We start from the raw sequence: 20,538 nt of genomic DNA on the forward strand, positions 1-20,538 counted from the left end.
GTTTAAGCGTGGTTGTCAGTTAACTCTAACGATTAGAAGGAGGTTGACATGGCACTGATACGAGGAGAATCTTCGAAACCAAATGAACCTGCAGTTCACGGCAAGAGCACTGCCACAGATCAGGGTATGGGGATCATGGGGGAGGCGGCACGTGGATCAGGCGTAATTGGAGTGAGTACTGACTGGATTGGTGTATATGGTGAAAGCACAAATTTTGAGGGTGTTCGCGGTACGTCTAAAAACAAAGATCACGCAGGGGTTGTTGGCACCAATGAAGCGGAAGGTGTTGCTCTCTTTGGTGAAGGTTCAGCAGGACTTCAGGCAATCGGAAAGAAGTGGATCGGCGTTTATGGGGAAACCCAGGCGCCCGCAAACGCAGGGGCAGCTGGTGTATTAGGTGAGGGAAAGAATGGTGGAGATGGCGTCAAAGGTCATGCAAGTGGACCGGGTAAGGCAGCCGTTTGTGGATTTCACTTAACCAATCAGGGTCCCGGTATTTTCGGAAAAGGCGTTCCGGCTGGGCGGTTCGAGGGTGACGTCGAGGTTACCGGAGATATTCGTTTGACTAATGCTGACTGTGCAGAGGATTTCGACATCGATGTGACCGATAATGCGGAACCGGGAACCGTCATGGTTCTCAACGGAGACGGTTCACTCAAACCAAGTTATCAGGCTTACGATAAACGTGTAGCAGGCGTGATTTCTGGCGCAGGCAACTACAAACCAGGCATCATCCTGGACAAGCAAACAAACAGCAATTACCGAAAGCCCATCGCCATGGTTGGGAAAGTGTTCTGCAAGGCTGATGCGAACGTGATGCCGATAGAAGTGGGCGATCTGCTTACCACCTCTGGCACGCCAGGACATGCAATGAAGGTTTCAGACTCGTCGAAGGCCCTTGGCACCATTATCGGAAAGGCACTCCGTCCTTTAGCAGAGGGGCGGGCATTGATACCGATTCTTGTGGCTCTGCAGTAGCTCTAAAACAGGTGAGGTGACTATGAGTCAGAAAGTGCCTTGGCTGATTATTCGATGTAGGTTCAAAGATGAGACGGGTCCAGCCCCCCACACCTTAGAGCATTACACCGACCTTTTTACTGCGCCAGATCTCGAAAGTGTTGCTAAGTTTTGGCAAGACATGTCTTTTGGTCAATTGGACTTTAGCGGATCCGAGGTCACTCCATGGTTAGAGCTTGATAAGAAGCGAAGTGAGTACACCGGCAGCGGCATAAATCAACAAGGCCGTCGCGATCTCGTTGACTGGGCTAAGAACGCAGCAACGAAGTCTGGCATTGATGTCAATAAATTCTACGGCGTTGTCTTGGCTACCCACAGTGATACGGATCTTTTTGGGTCAACAGCACGATACGCAGTCTGTGGTCCCAATCATGCTCCAGCTGTAATTTTTCAGGAAGTTGGACACGCACTTGGTTTATCAAACCACTCTCGCTCAGTAGCGGATCCACAAGACTATAAAGATCCGTTTTGCATCATGAGCGCAATGGACTTCGGTGACCACGACCCAACGTTCAATGGCAGGTTCGGAGCAAGCGGTCCTGGATTGTGCGCACCCTATATTTTTAACGCTGGCTGGCTATCGTGGCGAATAGCACAAATCCCCACCAATGGGCGTTCACCCAATAAGACAATTCTCACCTTGTCGCCTTTGAGTGAACAGCAGCCGACACACAAGCAGGTTGCAACCATCCAACTCAATTCGCCGCAAGAGGTTACCTATTTTGTTGAATACAGATTCGATGGGTGGGACCGTGGGCTAGACCAATCGGCTGTAGTTATTCACCAGCTTCGTCCTGATGGATTTGCATACTATGCTGGAAGCATCGCCACCGAGACGAGGATTGATGGAAGTGGCAATACGCAACTGCCTGGCCGAGACTATCTCGACACGCAGTACAACCTTTCTGTGCGACTGCTGACAAACTTCCCCTCAGATAGAGTGCAAGTTCAGATTGCCCCTGCTGCGGCAGTACAGACAATGAGCGTGCGCCAGGTTGCGCGATCGACATTAGGACTAACAAGTGGATTCTCGGTTAAGGACCAGGTTCTCTCCGGAACCCACTCCTTACGTGATAGGTTGATCGAACTCCTAAGTTAGAAGCACAAATGGTGATAATTAACTCATTTATGGAGGTTAGAGATGCCCACTCTTAACAACAAAGTTACTGGCAGGGACAATGCAATTGTAGGTATCGGCACCGATGGTCGTGGAGTTGAGGGATGGAGCGAGACTCAATATGGTGTCGCCGGTGAAAGCAAGACATCCGCTGGTGTTCGGGGAACTTCTTCCCAGGGAAGAGGCGTTGAAGGATGGAGTAATGACAATTTCGGAGTGGCGGGCATATCCAAGGCTTCGGTTGGGGTTCATGGAGAAAGCACAGGTGGCGTGGGGGTTATTGGGAAAAGTTCCGAAGGTCGGGGGATTGAAGGATGGAGTAAGACGCAGTATGGGGTAGCTGGTGAAAGTCAGGCTTCTGCTGGCGTGCGTGGAACCTCGGCCCAGGGGAGAGGCGTCGAAGGCTGGAGCAATGATAATTGGGGTGTAGCCGGATTTTCGAAGAGTTCCATTGGTCTTCACGGCGAAAGTGAAACCGGTATTGGGATTGTCGGCAAAGGCGGGCGTTTAGCTGGGCTTTTCGAAGGAGATATCGAAGTGACAGGAGACATTCGATTAACAAATGCCGACTGCGCCGAAGATTTTGATGTCATGGAAGCAAGTGGTGTGGAAGCAGGTACCGTCATGGTTCTCAGTGACCAAGGAGCGCTACAACCGAGCCATCAGGCTTATGACAAGCGAGTGGCAGGCGTTATCTCGGGTGCGGGTGATTACAAACCAGGCATCGTACTCGATAAGCAGGGTTCGCAACCAAACCGTAAACCTATCGCACTGCTCGGAAAAGTGTTTTGCAAGGCCGATGCGAGCCAGGCCCCAATTGAAGTTGGAGACCTCCTGACGACTGCAACCATTCCAGGCCATGCAATGAGGGCCGACGACCCACTCAAGGCATTTGGATCGGTGATTGGCAAAGCCTTACGCCCGCTCCGCAATGGTCAAGGCTTAATCCCCATTCTGATTGCGTTGCAGTAACAATTGGAGGAGGTACCAATGAGCCGCATCCGAATGTATGTCTTCATACGCAATGAATCGGAAGCCACGCTGACTTTCGCCGGTAGTGAGATTGTCAGTGGCGATTTCACCCCGGATTGGAATCCACCGCCTGTCATCAAGCCCGGAGAAAGGAAAGGGTTTCAAGGCGAAGGAGATTTAGCACTTGTGCCAACCTCAGGCACTGAAGGCAGAGTTCGCTATAACATTATCGCTCCCGAGGGAGGTGGCGAACTCTACATCCACTGGAACAGTCCTTTGATTGAGTCTCAATACAATAATACTTTCCATATTTGGGCACCTGCAGGATGGGAAGTTTCTCATTGGGGTGGCCAGGGGCATGAAGCTGAACTCGAGATTCGCCTACGCCGCACCGCTCGTCGTAGCGTTCCAAACTTTCATCCGCATGGAAGAGGCTTCGCGTTTACCAACCGTTGGAACAGCGACCTGCCTGTCATCTCCATCGGATTTTTGTGGAATAGATTGTTCGAGTCGTTACCCGGACCATTAGGAGACTTAGGAATCAACAAGGTACTTGATGAGAACTGGCTGCCCATAACGCATGCCGATGCCGGATTATGCGGCGGCATGGTGTACTCCGTGATGGATTACTATCAGCACCATCTACTTCCTCCGCAACAAAGCGCAAGTCCGTCTTCGCATGATGATGTTCTTTTCAAATATATCCGTGATCGACTGCTGGATAGTTTTGATATTGCGGGACAAGGTCATCGTTATCTAGGCTACTCCTCACCGCATTATCCCAATGGAGATGAGGGGGTTATTCAGAATGTCGCGGGTTTAGCGAGGGGCCGTTCCTGGGTGACCTATCGAGAAGAATGGCCACGTATTCAAGCCGATATTGATGCTGGCAAGTTATCTCCCATGGGTTTGATTCAAACGGACAACTTGGACGTTGGAAGCAACCATCAAGTGCTGGCTTACGCCTATGAGAAAAGTGGTCAGGACGTTCGGCTGTTTATTTACGATCCCAACAAAGGTCAAAAGGAAGCGGAATTGCGATTTAACATTACAGCTACAGACGGAGAAGTGCACATTCAACGTTTTACAAATGGTAGCCCAGTTCAGGACAAACGCATTTACTGCTTCTTTAGAACGAACGGCTATGCTCCCAAGATGCCGCCGAACGGTCGTCGAATTACTTCAATAAAAGATGCGATCCGTGCTTCAACAAATCAGAACGTTCCTTATTCCGTTCGAGGTGCAATCGCAGGTAGCCACACTGAAAGCTCTCTCACTAGCTGGATGCGGACGATCTGATTTTCGTTGCTATAGGGGACCTTCCGCCAACAGCTCGGCAATCTCGAATTGGTCGCACGAGCGAACGATGGAGAGGTGGGATACTTCTGGCGTGACGCCGCAACGTTGCAATGGCAAGGACCAGACGAAGTGTTATCGACACAGTGGGGCGGCTGAGCCGACCATTTTCATTGAGATGCATCTGACAATCTTCAGGTCGAACAGTTTGTTCGACAAACATCGACATATCCCCCTGCGACGGATCACCGGTTTCGTCATTATGAATGGTATCCTTTTTGATACCCATGTCCCATCCAAAGCGAACATCGACATCGACGAAGGTGTCTTTCTTATGTTTAACAGACCCCTTTATTAAGCTGAACGAACATTCCGTGGACCACGTGTCGGGAGGTTTTGTGTCGTTTCATTCTGGGGCATCCTATCGCGCAGCAATTTGAGAGCGAAACGTTATCAACTGGCCAAGGATACCCTATACTCTTCTCACGTTGCTGATTTATACTTATGATTTCTAGCTTCCACCAGCGGCATGCAGAGTCGTGTCGGGAGCTACGCCAAGACATGATTTGGGATTTTTCAGGATCCACGGGTTCAAAAGTACTCGTTTATCACATACTCATTTGCCTTCTCTTTACTGGGGCTGTCGGATGCACGTATAAGGGCTCAATTCCCAGCGACTTTACTATTCCGCCGTCACGGCCGGACCACAAAATTCCTTTGAAGGTTTCCCTTGTTAGAAAAGAATCACCAGATCTTCACGGAAGAGGAGGTCCTTTTAAGTATGAAATTAATTTAGATCCTGGATTGACTGCCGCTCTTGCATCGAAATTGAGTTCAATATTTGAAGGCGTCTCTGTAATAACGGATGTACGAGAAGCGACCGATACAAATCTATTGGCACATCTCGAAGTTGAACTACAAAATAAAACCCATGAGTTCCCGAGGGGGGAGAAAGACGTGCCCATTAGTGTTTTTTACGCTCGACTCCAACTGTCCCTTCAAGACCCCTATTCGAAGCAACGGGTATCTTCGTATGATGTTTCTAAGACATTCGGTATAGATATGGATAACTCAGCCATGGGGTTGACGGGAGCTACCGTCCTCACGTTCGGTCTGACCAGTCCTATCACCGTGCCGCTCGCTACTAGCAGTCAAGGTCGCTATGCTACCACGGTAGTAGAAGAACAATTGAGCCAGATGATCGAAAGTATCTCGGACAAGATTTTGAAAGATGATAAGCGTATCGTAGCACGGCTCTCCACCATCTCCGAAACACGCGAGCCTCTTAATCAGAGTGACCAAGCCGACTCCGACGACACGCACAGTGTAGGACAATGGCAGATCGACGACTTGAAAAAAGGCGTGGTGAGAGTGACCGCTCAATTCGAAGGTCTTCATAGAACGGGGACAGGATTTATCGTACGACTCGACAAGCACGCCGCATACATTGTGACAGCCGCGCACGTTGTTGAAGGTGATTCTAAACCGGAGGTCACGTTTTTCACAGATACCCCACACTCCTATCAGACCAAAATAATTGGAATGGAAGGAGGTAATCCTAAGGGGTTAGCAGCTCTGTTCATGGAAGGACAGCTTCCATCTGGATTAAAAGAGCTCCGCTTGGATACGACTGCCCAAGTGACCGGCGGTGAGCAGGTTTCACTCATTGGGTTTCCATTACCTGCCGCAATTCCTTGGACCGTTACTAATGGAAGTATTAGTGGTCTAAACGGACGGGACTTGGCATTCCAGGCACCTGTTGAAGAGGGTAACTCCGGAGGGCCACTGTTTCTGAACGGTACGGTTGTTGGAGTAATTGTTGAAGGAAGGGGACAATACGGCTATGCAGTTCCCACCTCGATGCTCACCATGACGTTAAGAGGGTGGCAAATTCGGACGGAGAATAATGGCCGTGAGAAGTAGTGGCGGTGTCCGGTGATGTAATTTACAGGAAGCTGGAGACACATTATTCAAGTAAGTATGGTTTCGTTAGATCGTGTAGCACTAGTGTCTGACATCTTCAAGGCAAGAATGGATAAAACATGTAAATCCATTCGCCATTTTTCACCTGTATATACGAAATGACTTGTAGGGGCAGCTAAAGATATTAAGAGGTAAGTAGGGGTCGGATTGAGGTGGCCCTGGTTTGACAGACACCTTGCAAGGGGGACAGGATCCCCCATGGAGGTGTCCGATGGGTACACGGAAACAGTTCTCGCCCGAGTTCAAACGCGAAGCCGTCCAGTTGCTGGAGAGCGGGAGCCGCCCGGCGGCCGACCTGGCCCGAGAGTTGGGGATTCCCCGCAATCGCCTCTACAAATGGCAGACGGAAGTGCGGGCGCGGGGGACCAGCGCCTTCCCCGGTGGGGGGCGCAAGGAACGCACCTCGGAGCTCGCCCGCCTGAAACGGGAGTTGGCGCGGGTCACCGAGGAGCGCGACATCCTAAAAAAAGCCGCGGCGTACTTTGCCAGGGAATCACGGTGAGGTACGCGTTTATGCAGGGGCATCAGCGGGAGTTTCGGGTGACGCGCATGTGTCGGGTACTCCAGGTCAGTCGCAGCGGGTTCTATGGTTGGTGTCGGCGTACGCCGAGTAGTCGGACACAGGCGAACCAGCGCCTCCTCACGCGGATGTGCGTGCTCCATCAACAGACGCGAGAAGCCTATGGAACGCGCAAGATGTGGCAGCTCTTGAAGCGGGAAGGGCTGGTCTGTGGGCGACATCGGGTGGCGCGACTGCGACGGGAGGCGGGGCTGGTGACGCTCCGCCGTCGGCGCCACGCCCGTACGATTCGGGCCCGGCATCCTGCCGTTGTGGAGATTCCCAATCGGGTGAATCAGCAGTTTGCGGTCTCGGCCAAGAATCGGGTCTGGACGGCCGATTATACCTTCGTGCCGACTCGCACGGGCTGGCTCTACCTCGCGGTGGTGCTGGATCTCTACTCACGCCGGATTGTGGGCTGGGCGATGAGTCCCCGTCAAACCCTCACCGTCGTGGCCGAAGCCTGGTGGATGGCGTGGCACCACCGCCGCCCTGCGCCCGGACTCATTCATCACAGTGACCAAGGGAACCAGTACCGCGCGGCGCTCTATCAGCAGCTCTTAGCACGACGTGGGGTGCTCTCGAGCATGAGCCGCAAAGGCAACTGCTACGATAATGCCCCGGTGGAGAGCTTCTTTAGTTCCTTGAAGAACGAATTGGTGCATCATCGGTGCTTTGACCATCACACGGAAGCCCGGTATGCCATTGCGGAGTATATCGAGGGCTTCTATAACCGGCAGCGCTTACATCAAACCCTCGGCTATCGGAGCCCGGAGGAATTCGAACGGCAGGGAAGTGGCTCTTAACTCACGTGTCTGTTGTTTCGGGGCCACCTCAGATCTTGTATTGTGCATCGCCTTTCGGCGTTCGCCAACACCCTGAAGCTCAGTGATAAAGTTGATCAGTTCAACGCCACGCTGGCCAAGCAGCAAACCCGCATTGAGGTCCTGAACACTTGGGTCTTACAAGGGGAGACGTTTGATTTCGAGGCGTTCGGCAGCAGCGGCTTTGAGGAGCTGGGTATCTGCCGAGATAAGCACAGAGGGCTCTTCGAGGTGACTTTGCAGTTCGATTGCCGAAGCCAGATGAATGGCATCGAGCGTGCGCAGTGGGTATCGTTCGAGCAGTGCCTTCGAGCGCGCGAGAACGACCTCGTCCAGATTCATCCGCACATAGGTGGGCCAGTCCTGTAAAAAACGGCGCACGATTTCCTCGTACTCGGGCGCTCCCAGTACGGATTCTCTTACGCGCCGACGCAGGGCCGAGAAGGTCTCGGTGTAAGTAATCGTCGCCGTCGCATGGGGCGGAGATCCGGTGCGCAAGGAAAGAGCTTCGTCGGTTCCAGCTTCCTCGATGAATTGTTTTACAAGCGCGCTCGTGTCCCAGTACAGCATCGTCACCGTTCGCGGTCATTGACCACGACGCGCCCGACTGATGGACCACGGTAGACCAGCGGCTTCAGCCGTCTTCTCGGTGCCGCGGTCGGCAAGATGATCTTGCCGAGTGCCGCCAATTGTGCCAGCCGGGCTTCGCGAGTCCCGGGTTTGCCGGTCTCGATTTGCTGGAGCAGCGCGATCGGTCGTCCTCTGTCGGTCACGATGATCTCTTCTCCCTTCTGAGTCCGACGGAGATAGTGTGTGAGGCGGTTTTTAAGCTCTTTGACGCCGATCCGACTCATGGTTGACCTCAGGGGCTATTGTAGCTACTTTAACAAATGAAGACAAGAATCCGTCGTCGCCTCTCCGTGTTACATCCAGTGCCAATGCTGTGGCGGCAACGATTGCATCGGGAAGCTTCAGGCCTTATCGTTTTCCAAGATCCACTGCGTGACACTGGCTCGTCTGAGAAACGAGACACCAAGTGGGAAAGAAACTGTCCGCTAATTCGGCAGGATGATGAAACGGCCAAGCTTGGCTGGACGATAGATTTCGAAATCCCGGCGATCGAGTGTAAAGACTCGTCGAATTCTCTCCCGTTCCCCCACCGTCACCAATGCGGCATCGGCGAGGTCCATCGGGAGATCGCGGTATTTCTTCATCAGCTCTCTCATTCTCGATAGGTCTCGCTCTTCAAGAGTCGCGAGATCGACGACGCCTCGCTCCAGCATCTCCCACAAGGCTTCTTGAGCTTTCCAGGAAAAACTCAACAAATACATCGCCTCAGTCAAGGCAGGCCACACGGTACGCAGTGGCTCGGTGAGCGACTGCAATACCGCGACGCAGCGGGCATGATTTGCATCATCTTTATGAATCAGGGCGATGAGCGGCCCGGCATCCACCAGCATCATCGTCCGGGCTTCTCACGTCGGCCAACCAGCGCGCGGCGAAACTTTTCTCCCGTCCTCGTAGAGAGGTCGGCGGATCCCCCGCTCACGCTGCCGATGAGGTCCCGCACTTTCTCATAGGGAGGTTCGGTCGCTTCTTGAACGCGAACCTCCTTGGCAAGTACTCCGATGGCATCTCGAATGATCTCTGATTTCGTCTCACCCCGCTTGCGAGCCAGCCGAAGCAGCAACCGTTCGGTCTTCACGTCCACCCGAACCGTCAACGGCATCTTAGCGTCCTCCTATTTGTAGGACGCCATTGTACTACAGGTGCTCCGCTTGCACAACAATTATCCCACACTTCCCTCGAATCCTTGAGATACACTTGGGCAGAAGTTAAGGGGCCGGATACCTTTGTGTTTCAGGATTCTGCCACCGGTGTCACTGTCCTTTCCATACTCAGCCAACAAACGCGGATGGTGAGACCGCTATGGCAGGAAATGCCCTGAGGATCTGCCGGTCCGTCGTCACCAAGGGCACTCGCAAATCTTTCGTCAGGGCGACAAACTCACAATCGGAGGCCGAGCAGCCGGATTGCGCCACGAGGCTCAGCACGTGATGAGAGATGACGCTGTACTCATGGCCGGCCAGCCACCGTTCTGCCTCTTCGGCGATAGCCGCCGCTGCCTCCAGCGACAGTGCCCGCTTGCGGACGAGCCCGATCAGCACATTGCGAAATTCAGATCGCCACAGCAACGGAGCCGCCCATGAAGGATCGCGTCGCAGCACGGCTTCGCTCTCAGCCGTCCATTGCCCTTGGACATACAGATAAATCAAGACATTCGTATCGGCCACGATCATGGCCGACCGATTACTTTCAGTTCTCCCAGGAATCGATCCGTCACTTTGACTCCTTTCTGCGTACGACGAAGTACCCGAGCGCGAGCTAACAACGCATCCGCATCCACTGGGGCGCTGTGCGTCATCTGTTCGAGATACGAGATGACCTGAAAATTCAGGCTTCGATGCCGCGCGGCTGCCTGTTGTTTAAGCCGCTTTACCACCGGTTCCGGAACATTCTTGATAGCCAGAGTCGCCATCGCCGCCTCCTCTCAGTGGGCATCCATAATGCTACCGATATGGATACTATCCTTACAGCACCACCCGGCCAAGTGCCGTCCCAGAAGCAGCTTGGTAGAATATACCCACCCCTCCGGGCGAATCGACAGGGTTCTATACCCTGCCCTATCCGCTTGACTCTCTCTCCCGTCCTCCGTACCCTCGCTATGTGATGAGAGAGTGCATCGTTAGCGGCAGCTGAACCACTTCCCTCTCTGATTCTGATTATCAAAGGAGGCCACCTCGTATGGCACAACGACCTTTTCAAACGGGGATTGTCGTCAATTTGAATGGCGGAGAAAACGACAAGGATGTCGTGATCTATACCGTGCCCGCCAGGAAACGATTCGACGTCAAATTCCTCGGCATCAATGGGTTTGGACACCCAAATCAATCCCTCTTCTACGCCATTCACGTGACGACACGAGCGGAAGTCGGCATCTATCCGATCGCACCAACCGGCATTTCAGAAATAGATGAGCCCGAGTTTCCAACGAGATTTTTTGGGAGCCAGGAAGCAGCCCTCTACGCAGATCCCAAGTCCGATCTCCGGTTTTCGGTAGCGCGTAAGGATGCTACGGGCAATGTACGGGTGTTCATCAGTATCTGCGGACTTCTCGTTGATGTTTAAGGCCGGGAAGTAAGTAGATCGGTGAGAGGAGAATAGCAAGGGGGCGCTATCGTATGAATACGATTCCAACTCCATCTTCCATTTTGCAGACCGCCTTCGGCTTTTGGGGTTCCAAGGTCCTACTCACGGCTGTCGAGGTAGGTCTGTTCACCACTCTCGCCGGTCGTCGGCTCACTGGAGCGGAGCTGGGCAAAGAATTGCAATTCCACTCCCGCGCTGATCCAGACTTTTTCGATGCCCTCGTAGCGATGAAGTTTCTCGACCGCGACGGTGAGGGTCCACAAGCGAAGTATTTCAATACGCCGGAAGGCGCCATGTTCCTCGATGCAGCAAGCCCAAGGTACATCGGTGGGATTCTGGTCATGCTCAATGAGCGATTGTACAAATTTTGGAATGATTTGCCCGAGGCGTTACGGACGGGACAGCCCCAGAACGAGATCAAGCACGGACAGAAAGGGATGTTTGAGGAACTCTATTCGAACCTTCCAAGGTTGGAACAATTCATGGCTGCGATGACTGGACTCTCGCGCCTCAATTTCGAAACGTTCGCGGAGAAATTTGACTTCTCGAACTTCAGGACCCTCTGCGATGTGGGCGGTGCGACCGGACTGCTCAGCATCGAGGTCGCGAAACGGCACCCTCATCTCACGTGCACCAGCTTTGATCTACCGGTCGTCGAGCCGATCGCGAAGAAACATATCGCCGCCGCCGGCTTGGAGAGTCGCGTGCGTACGGCGTCCGGCGACTTCTTCAAGGACCGGCTCCCGCAAGCCGATCTCATCACGATGGGCATGATCCTGCACGACTGGAATCTCGAAAAAAAGCTGCACCTGATCCGTTCGGTCTACGATGCCTTGCCGCCGGGCGGCGCGCTGGTGGCCATCGAGGCGTTGATCGATGATGCCCGCCGCGAGAACGTGCAGGGACTGCTGATGTCGCTCAACATGCTCATTGAATTCGGCGACGCATTCGATTATTCCGGAGCGGACTTCCGCCGGTGGTGTGGCGAGGTCGGCTTCACACGATTCGAGGTCATTCACCTGGCTGGGCCATCGAGCGCGGCAGTGGCCTACAAATAATATGTTCAACATGGGTGTGCTCTGGAATGGTACCCTGACAAATCCTTTCCGGGCGTGACCAAATCAATGCACTTCATAACGGCCAATGAGTTCATAGCCCCAGGGAAACGAACGGCTATCAGCGATACTTTCAAGGTAGAGCTTGATCTGTCGACCCAAGTGTTGGCCATCCAGGCTCCGGAGGAACAGGACTTTTGGGGATCATTCGGATCAGATGAGGTCCAACAGAGGGCCGAGACACGGCTCTACCCAATTCTTGACCTCAATACAATTTGCCCCACTGCTCCCATGTCCGCCGCAGTCTTAGCGCAAAAGTCGAAGATCTTCGACGAGGGACTCTTTGCGGCTATCGAAGTTGCCGTACAGGACGGCGGCGGTCGGCATGCGGGGAAAGCGGCCCTCATCGCATCACTGGGGCGCGTCCTGGCTGGAGCCGACCCTTCCGTGGCTGGAACCGCACAGGACGTTCTCTTGGGAGCAGCTCGTCTCGGGCACATACCTGTCACTGATGTTCCACCCGCCGTTGAGGCAAACGCACGGCATGCCGTCGAGCTCTTCCTTGCCGACGAGATGCGCTCCAAGCCGATCAGTTTCTACAGCTGGTCACGACAATTGGAGAATATCTATCAGCAGGACCGACTACTTCAAAGCGGCATGAATATCACCGGCATCAAAACCCTGGCGAACGCATTGCATGCTGACCAGTCGGCACGGGCCATCTACGAACGCCATCTTCGCCTGATCTCGAGCCTCACGAACCCATTTGCGCATCCTGACTTGCGCAGTCTCCTGGATGCCTACGACCGAGGCGAAACAGGTCGTATCCAGCAAGACATGCGCTTCTTCCCGCCTTCCGTCGCACATGAGACCACGCTGATGAAAAAACTATTCGGTGTCAACCCGATCCCAGAGGGCTTCATACTGGCGGACGAGATGATCCGCCGGATCCGTTCACACCAACTCAACCTTGAGCCGAACACTGAATCTGGATGGTACGACTATCAAACGTGGAGCCTAGAACCCCTCGTCGTCCCTGATCTGATGCCGGAAGCGAAGCGCCTTCAGCTAGACGACCAGTATAGGGGACTCCTTCTCGAGCTATTCAAAGGGCTTCTGACCTTGACCCGCGAGACGCACATCAAGCAACTCGAACAAGCCTCCTTTGGCGCAACCATGGGGAGAGAGAAATACATCCGAATCGACCCGGTGCTTTCAGCAGAGCCTCTTGCCACGTTCTACCTCCGCCGAGCAATTGGGTACAGATACATTCGACGTGTTCTGGAGGATACCTTCGGGCCAAGCGAGTTGGAGCACCTCCATCGACTAACAGAAGCCGGACCAGTTTCAACGCCTCTGGCAGAGGAACTCGCTGGAATTGAAACCCTATTTCTCGGTGCTCACACAAGCGTCTGCGGAGAGCTCGGCCTTACTCCTGACGCCGCTATAGGTTCTGATGCAGCCGCCAGGGATGCCGCAGATCGTTTTGCCTACTGGGCGATCAGAGTAGAATCTGATCCTGATCTTCGTTTGGATCTACGGGCAATGGTTCCTGTTTTCTACGATATTGAACGCCATCGATTGAAAGTATGGACATTCCTCGGGTGGGCACGCCGACCAATCACCGTAACCTTTGCTCGACCACCCCAAGCGTCGGTTCGGAACCTCAATGGTGCACTGTTGCCTAACCATCCTTCCATTCGCTGGGGCGGACTCCATGCAGATTTGCCATATCCCGTTACCGCTGAACTCTACGTTGACCGGATACTTGATCGCGCCGAGTTCCGCAAACTCTGTGATTCATGTGGGACAAAGCAAGAGATTTTGAGGCACCTTGATGTTTCGGCCAACCCGGCCTAACCAGGCCGGGTAAGCACCTAGACGCCTCTTGGTGAAATGAAGGCCGCGCGGTTCTACGCAAGACCAGCAGCCAATCTCCGCTTCCTGGCTCGACGTTGAACTAGCGATCCCTCCTCTCACTTGACTCTCTTTCCCCTCCCCCGTAGGCTGAAGTGCCTATGGGCTTCACCAACCACAAGAAAATCCTCGTCGTTGAAGACGAGCAGGACATTCTGCAGCTCGTTAAGCACTATTTGGAGAAGGAGGGGTTTCGACCTCTCACCGCCATGAGCGGGCTTGAAGCTCTGAAGAAAGTGAAAGAGGAGAAACCCGATCTGGTCGTCCTCGATCTGATGTTGCCTGAGATGGATGGACTCGAAGTCTGCAAACGCCTCCGCTCCGTTCCTGATACCGCCATGCTCCCGATCCTCATGCTGACGGCAAAAGCCGAAGAGTCGGACACGATCGTCGGTCTTGAATTGGGCGCCGATGATTATGTGACCAAGCCCTTCAGTCCCAAAGCGCTGATCGCCCGCGTGAAGGCCCTGCTGCGTCGAATCGAACGTGTGCCTGCCGGTGGATCAAATCCGCAGCACTATGGTGCGCTCACCATGAATCTGGAGCGGCATGAGGTCAGTCTCGGGAAACAAGAGGTGCCGCTGACGGCGAAAGAGTTCGGCCTGCTCGAGCATTTGCTGCGGCATCGCGGCCGTGTATTGACCCGAGAAGTTCTGCTCAATGCTGTGTGGGGCTACGATTACTATGGCACGACCAGAACGGTCGACGTGCATATCCGCCGTTTGAAACAGAAGTTGCCGCTGCTCGAAGAGGCCATCGTGTCTGTGAAATCATTGGGATATAAGCTCAAAGATTCCAACGTATCAGAATGACATGGTCGATTCGGTGGAAAGTAGCACTCGGCACGCTCGTGGCAGTCTCCTGTGGACTGTTGATCGCCGGCGTGATGACCGTTCATTCCCTTGAACGGCGGTACGTCACACAATTCGGTGATGAGTTGGAGGCCAAAGCCAAGCTTGTCGAATACAGCTTTCAACCGCAGTTTTTCTCACCTTCCTCACCAGCAACCCTTTCCTCCTTGCAAGAGATGGCACGCGACCTTGGCCAGCGAGCCTCCGCCCGTGTGACCCTGGTCGCCGCAAACGGAACTGTGCTCGCCGATAGCGCCGTACGAGATACCGACTTGCACAGCGTGGAAAATCACCGGTCTCGGCCCGAAGTCCAACAAGCCCTTTCCACAGGACATGGAGAGGACATCCGTCCCAGCCACACGACCGGCGAGCGAACGATGTACCATGCCATTCTCATGCGGCCACCCCAGAATGCGTCGCCGGTCGTGGTGCGAGTAGGCGTTCCGATGGTCGTGCTGGACCGTGAACTCTCGGAGTTACAGCAACGTCTCTTTCTCGCGCTCGGAATCGCCTTCCTCGTCGCCCTGACGCTGAGCGTCTGGCTGGCTCACAGTATTACCAAACCTCTTTCGGATATCGCGTCGGCCGCCCGCCGATTGGGTTCCGACAACCAAGTATTTCACGTCAGAACGACCGCACAAGATGAAGTCGGCCTCCTCGCCTCGACACTCAATCACATGGCGGATCAGCTTCACGCCAAGATCGAGGAACTCTCGGAGGACCGCTCTCAACTGCTGGCCGTGCTGACCTCGATGGTCGAAGGCGTGATGGTGTTGGACTCCCGCGGCCATGTGCTGCAGATCAATCCCGCCTTAGGGCGCATGTTCGGCATCTCCCGCGTGGAGGCTCGGGGGCGACCCTGCGCCGAACTCTTTCGCCATCAACAGCTCAATGACCTGGTGACGTCCATTCTACGATCGCGCACCCATCATCAGGATGAAATTGTGCTGCAGCTAAGCGGGCGCTGCCTTCAGATTGAAGCCTCCCCTGCAGGAGGTGAGCGGGAAAACGAGGCCAGTGTGGTATTGGTGTTCCACGATATGACCGAGCTGCGACGGCTGGAAAAGATACGGAAAGATTTCGTGGCGAATGTCTCTCACGAACTTCGAACCCCGCTCACCTCGATCAAAGGCTACGTCGAGGCGTTGCTCGACGGCGCCAAGGACGATCCCTCCGCTTCGACGACATTCTTGGGAATTATCCTCAAACAAAGCGATCGGCTGAATCTGATCATTGAAGATTTGCTCGAGCTGTCGAAAATCGAATCGGGCGACGTCTCGTTAAAAGAGGACCCGCTTGAACTGCGCTCCGTCATCGACCGGACGCTGTCGATGATCAAACCAATCGCCGACAAAAATCGTCACCGGCTCGTCACGGTGGTCGATCCATCGCTCCCCCCTGTGGCAGGGGACGAAGGACGGCTCGTACAAGTCCTGACCAATCTACTCGACAACGCCGTCAAATATACCCCTGCGGGTGGGACCATTACGATCGGCGCCAAACTCGCTCACCCGGCTGGGAATGCCGAACCACCGGCCGGGGCGATCGAGCTCAGCGTCGCCGATACCGGAATCGGCATTCCCGAAGAGGACCGGCCTCGTGTCTTCGAACGGTTTTACCGCGTCGACAAAGCCCGGTCACGAGAGTTGGGAGGGACGGGACTCGGCCTCGCGATCGTGAAGCATATCGTTGAAGGGCATGGAGGACAGGTGTGGGTCGAAGCCAATCATCCTCAAGGGAGTCGATTTGTGGTCCGTCTGCCGCTCAGTACCGCTGCCGGCAGCCTCCATCACGTGAGCGAAGCAAGCAAGGCATAAACACCCGCCCCCAACAGCGCCGCTCCGGGCAGTGTAAACACCCACGCTGAAAAGATCTTGTTCGTCACTCCCCATCGAACCGCAGACAGACGCTTGGTCGATCCAACACCTAAGATCGAGGAGGTGATGGTGTGGGTCGTGCTGACCGGCAAGCCAAAGTGTGCGGCAAACAGCAAGACCGATGCGGCTGCCGTCTCCGCACAGAATCCATGAACCGGCTCAAGTTTCACCATTTTGATTCCTAGAGTCCGAATGATCCGCCACCCGCCGACGGTAGTTCCAAGCCCCATCGCCAGCGCGCAGGCCACGATCACCCACGTCGGCACTTCCGCTGATGTCAACTGACCGGACGCCACGAGGGCGAGTGTAATGACACCCATCACTTTCTGAGCATCGTTCGCCCCATGACTGAATGCCATGAAGCTGGCCGAAACGACTTGGAGTCGGCTGAATAGCTTGGTCGCCACACCCCGATGAACTCGAAAAAACACCCAGCTGACCAGGACCATCAGGAGAAATCCGATCCCGAACCCCAAGAGGGGAGAAAAAATCATGGCTTCGAGAATCTTGCGCAGGCCGTTGAACTGCACCACCGCCCAGCCGCCGTGCGCCACCGCCGAGCCGACGAGTCCACCGATCAGCGCGTGAGAGGAACTGGTCGGCAGTCCCAGCATCAGCGTGAGAAAATTCCAGAGAATCGCCCCTCCCATCGCTCCGGCCACCACGGTATTCGTGATCGCGTCGGGAAACACGATGCCTCCCCCGATCATTTTTGCCACGGCCGTCGAAAAGAACGCTCCGGCGACATTCAACACTCCAGCCAACAGCACCGCAGCGAGGGGGCTTAATACACGGGTGGAGACGACCGTCGCCACAGCATTGGCGCAATCGTGCCACCCATTCGAAAAATCGAACAGAAGCGCCAACACCACTGTCACAAAAAGGATACCGCTGAGTTCAGTCATGGTTGGATTGAAATACTAAACGCCTACCCGACAACCATTCGAGGTGAAGGGCTTGAGAACTCACAGACTTCATGGGTGGGCTTTCTATTCACACACGACTAGGACTGCTTGAGAACAATGCGCTCGATGACATTGGCGACATCCTCACAACGGTCGGTTCCTTCTTCGAAGGTTTCATAAATTTCTTTCCACTTGATGACGGCGATCGGATTGGTCTCTTTCTCAAACAGCTCTGAAATGGCGTCGCGCGACACACGATCAGCCTCGTTCTCCAGACTATTCACCTGCACACTGTACTCTTTCACTTCCTCATGAGACATGGCGATATGATCGACCCCGCGACCCACCGCGACGGAAGCTTGATGAAGAATATCGGCCAGCCGAATCGCGCTCTCGGTCGGCTGCGTGATCCTGTACATGGCAAACCGGTCGGCCACCGCTTCCACCGCGTCGAGAATATCATCTAATGCGCTGGCCAAATCGTGGATATCTTCACGGTCAAGAGGAGTCAGGAAGGTTTGATTGAGGCGCAAGGCGATGTCGTGAGTAATCCCGTCCCCTACATGTTCCACTTCCTTGATTTGCTCGATCTTCTGATGGACATTCGTGTAGTCCTCCATCAGCTCCTTGAGCAGACGGCTGCCCTCAATGACGTTGTGGGCCGCCTGTTTAAATAAGTCAAAAAACGCTTCTTCTTTGGGAAGCAGGCCGAAAATCATATCTCACACTCCTAATTCACATGGTGCGTCGGTGATGTGAGACCGGACAAGCCGCCGCGTCCGATCAATGGCCTTACCATCGTACGAGGCCCGTTGCCCAAGTGAATCCGCCGCCGAAACTGCCGAGCAGCACCAGATCGCCCGGCGAGATATTCCCGCTGCAAACGGCATCATCGAGCGCGATCGGAAGAGACGCGGAGGACGTATTGCCAGATCGTTCGATCACCGATGCCAATCGGTCCCGGTCGATACCCAGGCGATCGGCAACGTGAGACAAGATTCGACCGTTCGCTTGGTGAAGGACGACCTGTTCGAGATCTCCGGGACCGATGCCGAATTCTTTCAAGATCTCCAGCACAGCCTGTTCAATCCGGCGAACGGCTATCCGAAACAGCGATGCCCCCTGCATGCGAAGCGTATGCTCCCGCTTACGCACCCTAACGGATGACAAGGGCGTCCGTGATCCTCCCCCCGGGACTCGAATGAGCCCGTGGTGCGCCCCATCGGCATACAACCTGATCCCAAGAATCCCTCGCCACTCAGGGCTGCAGTCCTCTTCACCCTGTAGGATGACGGCACCTGCGCCGTCGCCGAACAAGAGTGCCGTCGCTTCATCCTGATGATCGAGCGATCGAGACTTTACCTCCGCGGCCACGACGAGACAGGTCTTGGCCTGCCCGCTCTGAATCATGGCCTGTGCCATCGATAGCCCGTACAAGAATCCAGAACAGGAGGCAGACACATCAAATGCCCCCACTTGTCTACATCCCAATCCTCGTTGGACCGAACAGGCTGTTGACGGAAACACCATATCGGGAGAGGTCGTGGAGAGAATGATGGCATCGATGGAAGAAGCCGCGCAATCAGCGGCATCAAGTGCCCGACGTCCTGCCGCAACTGCCATATCGGAAGATGCCTCGTGATCTCCGGCCCAGTGACGGGTTCGAATCCCGGTTAACCGTTGGATTCGCGACGAGGTCAGTCCCAGTTTAGGAGCGATCTCTTCATTGGGTACAACCCGAGAGGGGAGATAACTGCCTGTTCCAATGACTCTTGCTCGGATCATGTCCCTCAACTACTGACCTACGTGGACGAAATTGTTCGGACCTCCAACGTGGGGCGGGATTATAGGGAGCCTGAGGAGACAGGTCAACCAAAGTGCACCCAAACCGTCTGTATGATTGCTTTTTCCCCATTTCCTTGCTATCTCTATCGGCCATGCGCCGCCATACTATTCGAATCAGTTCCATCTCCTTATCCAAGCCATCTGGCTTATGCCTAGCAGCTTGGCTCGGCGTTGGCTCTCTGCTCATGGTCTCGTGCGTGGGTGATTTCTCAGCCGGCGACGTACGAAGCGGGATCAAGAAAGCCCTGAGTGGCACCGATGAACAAATTTTCCTCGGAGATACGATTGAGAACCACTACCACCCCAACGTCATCATGAAGCGAGGGGAGGCGTATTTTGAGAAAGAAGAGTATGCGGAGGCATTGGTCGAATACAAACACTTCATGGAGCTCCATCGCAATCACGTCCTGGCTCCCTATGCAGCCTTTAGGATAGGAGAAATTCATTTTGCGATGGCAAAGACCATCGATCGTGATCCCGAACCGATACACAAGGCTATCGCTGCATTTGAGCAGATGAGAAAAGATTTTCCCGGAAGCCGCTATGAGAACCAGGCTCAGCAAAAACTCACGGAATGCCAAGATTGGATCGCTCAGATGCACCTTTTCGTAGGACAATTCTATTACCGGCGAGGTTCCTACCTCGCTGCCGCGCATCGATTCCAGCAAATCTTGAAGGAGTATCCTGATAAGCCCGCCGCCGCAGAAGCCTTGTACTTCCTCGCCAAGGCATACCATGAAATGGGAGCCGACGATTGGGCGAGGGAGAATCTCATCTCATTGGGAGAAAGGCATCCGAACAGTACAGTTTCGGAGGATGGTAAAAAATTGCTGAAGAAAATCGGCGGGGCTCAACCAAGTACGGTTCTAGCCCAGAAGCCAGATTCTGTGCCCCCTTCCGACGCAGGCTCAGGGACGGTCCGAAGCAGTCGGCCAGCCGCTAATCCATCCCCACCGGCAATCGGAACGCTCGGCATCCCTCCGTCGCTCGACTCGTTCGGTGCTTCCGCTGCCACCACGCTGGGACAAGGCGTTACAGTCTGTCGTCTTGGCGCCTGGTGCTGAATCAGTAGTAGCGAATGCTGAGAATTGAGTGCTGCGGTGGTAAGAC

General features: G+C 54.5%; 23 protein-coding genes. 14 read left to right on the top strand and 9 right to left on the bottom strand.

Annotation, left to right across the window (positions count from 1 at the left end; all coding sequences use genetic code 11):
* Window positions 1–48 precede the first annotated feature (48 nt).
* The 8 genes from P0119_18995 to P0119_19030 all read left to right on the top strand — a co-directional run bounded on the left by P0119_18995 (window position 49) and on the right by P0119_19030 (window position 7,750).
* The gene (locus tag P0119_18995) at window positions 49–978 is read left to right on the top strand and encodes a hypothetical protein (protein ID MDF0668136.1); all 930 of its coding nucleotides are present in this window, start codon (window positions 49–51) and stop codon (window positions 976–978) included.
* Between the two features lie 22 nt (window positions 979–1,000).
* Window positions 1,001–2,116: a hypothetical protein gene (locus P0119_19000; protein MDF0668137.1), complete on the top strand. Its 1,116-nt coding sequence runs from the start codon at window positions 1,001–1,003 to the stop codon at window positions 2,114–2,116.
* Window positions 2,117–2,158: 42 nt separating this feature from the next.
* Window positions 2,159–3,106: a hypothetical protein gene (locus P0119_19005; GenBank protein MDF0668138.1), complete on the top strand. Its 948-nt coding sequence runs from the start codon at window positions 2,159–2,161 to the stop codon at window positions 3,104–3,106.
* A gap of 18 nt (window positions 3,107–3,124) precedes the next feature.
* Window positions 3,125–4,405: a hypothetical protein gene (locus tag P0119_19010; GenBank protein MDF0668139.1), complete on the top strand. Its 1,281-nt coding sequence runs from the start codon at window positions 3,125–3,127 to the stop codon at window positions 4,403–4,405.
* 67 nt (window positions 4,406–4,472) lie between these two features.
* Entirely contained in the window at window positions 4,473–4,760 is a 288-nt protein-coding gene (locus tag P0119_19015) for a hypothetical protein (protein ID MDF0668140.1), read from the top strand.
* A gap of 203 nt (window positions 4,761–4,963) precedes the next feature.
* Complete coding sequence (locus tag P0119_19020) at window positions 4,964–6,325, top strand: serine protease (GenBank protein MDF0668141.1); 1,362 nt, start codon at window positions 4,964–4,966, stop codon at window positions 6,323–6,325.
* A gap of 271 nt (window positions 6,326–6,596) precedes the next feature.
* Complete coding sequence (locus P0119_19025; GenBank protein MDF0668142.1) at window positions 6,597–6,887, top strand: transposase; 291 nt, start codon at window positions 6,597–6,599, stop codon at window positions 6,885–6,887.
* Window positions 6,888–6,898: 11 nt separating this feature from the next.
* Complete coding sequence (locus P0119_19030) at window positions 6,899–7,750, top strand: IS3 family transposase (protein MDF0668143.1); 852 nt, start codon at window positions 6,899–6,901, stop codon at window positions 7,748–7,750.
* A gap of 156 nt (window positions 7,751–7,906) precedes the next feature.
* Here the strand turns inward: P0119_19030 and P0119_19035 are convergent, their stop codons facing one another.
* The 6 genes from P0119_19035 to P0119_19060 form a co-directional block, all read right to left on the bottom strand.
* Window positions 7,907–8,338 carry a type II toxin-antitoxin system VapC family toxin gene (locus tag P0119_19035; protein ID MDF0668144.1) on the bottom strand — a complete coding sequence of 144 codons (432 nt, stop codon included), beginning with the start codon at window positions 8,336–8,338 and terminating at the stop codon, window positions 7,907–7,909.
* A gap of 2 nt (window positions 8,339–8,340) precedes the next feature.
* Complete coding sequence (locus P0119_19040; protein ID MDF0668145.1) at window positions 8,341–8,622, bottom strand: type II toxin-antitoxin system prevent-host-death family antitoxin; 282 nt, start codon at window positions 8,620–8,622, stop codon at window positions 8,341–8,343.
* A gap of 201 nt (window positions 8,623–8,823) precedes the next feature.
* Window positions 8,824–9,231: a PIN domain-containing protein gene (locus tag P0119_19045; protein ID MDF0668146.1), complete on the bottom strand. Its 408-nt coding sequence runs from the start codon at window positions 9,229–9,231 to the stop codon at window positions 8,824–8,826.
* On the bottom strand, window positions 9,228–9,497 hold the full coding sequence (locus tag P0119_19050; protein ID MDF0668147.1) for a ribbon-helix-helix protein, CopG family: 270 nt from the start codon (window positions 9,495–9,497) through the stop codon (window positions 9,228–9,230). Before P0119_19050 ends, P0119_19045 begins: the two co-directional genes overlap by 4 nt.
* 169 nt (window positions 9,498–9,666) lie before the next feature.
* Window positions 9,667–10,068: a type II toxin-antitoxin system VapC family toxin gene (locus P0119_19055; GenBank protein MDF0668148.1), complete on the bottom strand. Its 402-nt coding sequence runs from the start codon at window positions 10,066–10,068 to the stop codon at window positions 9,667–9,669.
* Window positions 10,065–10,307, bottom strand: coding sequence for a hypothetical protein (locus tag P0119_19060; GenBank protein ID MDF0668149.1), 243 nt, complete (start codon window positions 10,305–10,307; stop codon window positions 10,065–10,067). The genes P0119_19055 and P0119_19060 overlap by 4 nt, the downstream gene beginning before the upstream one ends.
* Window positions 10,308–10,573: 266 nt before the next feature.
* Here P0119_19060 and P0119_19065 point away from each other — a divergent pair, with 266 nt between their 5' ends.
* The 5 genes from P0119_19065 to P0119_19085 all read left to right on the top strand — a co-directional run bounded on the left by P0119_19065 (window position 10,574) and on the right by P0119_19085 (window position 16,618).
* The gene (locus P0119_19065) at window positions 10,574–10,957 is read left to right on the top strand and encodes a hypothetical protein (GenBank protein ID MDF0668150.1); all 384 of its coding nucleotides are present in this window, start codon (window positions 10,574–10,576) and stop codon (window positions 10,955–10,957) included.
* 53 nt (window positions 10,958–11,010) lie between these two features.
* Window positions 11,011–12,036 carry a methyltransferase gene (locus tag P0119_19070; protein MDF0668151.1) on the top strand — a complete coding sequence of 342 codons (1,026 nt, stop codon included), beginning with the start codon at window positions 11,011–11,013 and terminating at the stop codon, window positions 12,034–12,036.
* Window positions 12,037–12,102: 66 nt separating this feature from the next.
* Window positions 12,103–13,893: a hypothetical protein gene (locus tag P0119_19075; protein ID MDF0668152.1), complete on the top strand. Its 1,791-nt coding sequence runs from the start codon at window positions 12,103–12,105 to the stop codon at window positions 13,891–13,893.
* Window positions 13,894–14,051: 158 nt separating this feature from the next.
* Window positions 14,052–14,762: a response regulator transcription factor gene (locus P0119_19080; protein MDF0668153.1), complete on the top strand. Its 711-nt coding sequence runs from the start codon at window positions 14,052–14,054 to the stop codon at window positions 14,760–14,762.
* Entirely contained in the window at window positions 14,759–16,618 is a 1,860-nt protein-coding gene (locus P0119_19085; GenBank protein MDF0668154.1) for an ATP-binding protein, read from the top strand. Before P0119_19080 ends, P0119_19085 begins: the two co-directional genes overlap by 4 nt.
* Here P0119_19085 and P0119_19090 read toward each other — a convergent pair.
* The 3 genes from P0119_19090 to P0119_19100 all read right to left on the bottom strand — a co-directional run bounded on the left by P0119_19090 (window position 16,591) and on the right by P0119_19100 (window position 19,368).
* Window positions 16,591–17,583, bottom strand: a complete 993-nt coding sequence (locus P0119_19090) for an inorganic phosphate transporter (GenBank protein ID MDF0668155.1) — start codon at window positions 17,581–17,583, stop codon at window positions 16,591–16,593. The genes P0119_19085 and P0119_19090 overlap by 28 nt on opposite strands.
* A gap of 98 nt (window positions 17,584–17,681) precedes the next feature.
* On the bottom strand, window positions 17,682–18,302 hold the full coding sequence (locus P0119_19095; protein ID MDF0668156.1) for a DUF47 family protein: 621 nt from the start codon (window positions 18,300–18,302) through the stop codon (window positions 17,682–17,684).
* A 73-nt stretch (window positions 18,303–18,375) separates the two neighbouring features.
* Window positions 18,376–19,368, bottom strand: coding sequence for a ketoacyl-ACP synthase III (locus tag P0119_19100; GenBank protein MDF0668157.1), 993 nt, complete (start codon window positions 19,366–19,368; stop codon window positions 18,376–18,378).
* Window positions 19,369–19,625: 257 nt separating this feature from the next.
* On the opposite strand from P0119_19100, the gene bamD reads away from it, so the two are divergent.
* Window positions 19,626–20,492 carry an outer membrane protein assembly factor BamD gene (gene bamD / locus P0119_19105; protein MDF0668158.1) on the top strand — a complete coding sequence of 289 codons (867 nt, stop codon included), beginning with the start codon at window positions 19,626–19,628 and terminating at the stop codon, window positions 20,490–20,492.
* Window positions 20,493–20,538: the final 46 nt, after the last annotated feature.

Source organism: Nitrospira sp. (genome assembly GCA_029194665.1).
GTDB lineage: Bacteria > Nitrospirota > Nitrospiria > Nitrospirales > Nitrospiraceae > Nitrospira_D.

Coding starts and splice junctions, on each gene's coding strand:
- P0119_19060 (MDF0668149.1), bottom strand. CDS start 10,307: ATGGCGACTCTGGCTATCAAGAATGTTCCGGAACCGGTGGTAAAGCGG.
- P0119_19015 (MDF0668140.1), top strand. CDS start 4,473: ATGGAGAGGTGGGATACTTCTGGCGTGACGCCGCAACGTTGCAATGGC.
- P0119_19050 (MDF0668147.1), bottom strand. CDS start 9,497: ATGCCGTTGACGGTTCGGGTGGACGTGAAGACCGAACGGTTGCTGCTT.
- P0119_19000 (MDF0668137.1), top strand. CDS start 1,001: ATGAGTCAGAAAGTGCCTTGGCTGATTATTCGATGTAGGTTCAAAGAT.
- P0119_19070 (MDF0668151.1), top strand. CDS start 11,011: ATGAATACGATTCCAACTCCATCTTCCATTTTGCAGACCGCCTTCGGC.
- P0119_19040 (MDF0668145.1), bottom strand. CDS start 8,622: ATGAGTCGGATCGGCGTCAAAGAGCTTAAAAACCGCCTCACACACTAT.
- P0119_19085 (MDF0668154.1), top strand. CDS start 14,759: ATGACATGGTCGATTCGGTGGAAAGTAGCACTCGGCACGCTCGTGGCA.
- P0119_19055 (MDF0668148.1), bottom strand. CDS start 10,068: ATGATCGTGGCCGATACGAATGTCTTGATTTATCTGTATGTCCAAGGG.
- P0119_19090 (MDF0668155.1), bottom strand. CDS start 17,583: ATGACTGAACTCAGCGGTATCCTTTTTGTGACAGTGGTGTTGGCGCTT.
- P0119_19010 (MDF0668139.1), top strand. CDS start 3,125: ATGAGCCGCATCCGAATGTATGTCTTCATACGCAATGAATCGGAAGCC.
- P0119_19080 (MDF0668153.1), top strand. CDS start 14,052: ATGGGCTTCACCAACCACAAGAAAATCCTCGTCGTTGAAGACGAGCAG.
- P0119_19005 (MDF0668138.1), top strand. CDS start 2,159: ATGCCCACTCTTAACAACAAAGTTACTGGCAGGGACAATGCAATTGTA.
- P0119_19095 (MDF0668156.1), bottom strand. CDS start 18,302: ATGATTTTCGGCCTGCTTCCCAAAGAAGAAGCGTTTTTTGACTTATTT.
- P0119_19065 (MDF0668150.1), top strand. CDS start 10,574: ATGGCACAACGACCTTTTCAAACGGGGATTGTCGTCAATTTGAATGGC.
- P0119_19075 (MDF0668152.1), top strand. CDS start 12,103: ATGCACTTCATAACGGCCAATGAGTTCATAGCCCCAGGGAAACGAACG.
- P0119_19035 (MDF0668144.1), bottom strand. CDS start 8,338: ATGCTGTACTGGGACACGAGCGCGCTTGTAAAACAATTCATCGAGGAA.
- P0119_18995 (MDF0668136.1), top strand. CDS start 49: ATGGCACTGATACGAGGAGAATCTTCGAAACCAAATGAACCTGCAGTT.
- P0119_19100 (MDF0668157.1), bottom strand. CDS start 19,368: ATGATCCGAGCAAGAGTCATTGGAACAGGCAGTTATCTCCCCTCTCGG.
- P0119_19045 (MDF0668146.1), bottom strand. CDS start 9,231: ATGATGCTGGTGGATGCCGGGCCGCTCATCGCCCTGATTCATAAAGAT.
- P0119_19020 (MDF0668141.1), top strand. CDS start 4,964: ATGATTTGGGATTTTTCAGGATCCACGGGTTCAAAAGTACTCGTTTAT.
- P0119_19025 (MDF0668142.1), top strand. CDS start 6,597: ATGGGTACACGGAAACAGTTCTCGCCCGAGTTCAAACGCGAAGCCGTC.
- P0119_19030 (MDF0668143.1), top strand. CDS start 6,899: ATGCAGGGGCATCAGCGGGAGTTTCGGGTGACGCGCATGTGTCGGGTA.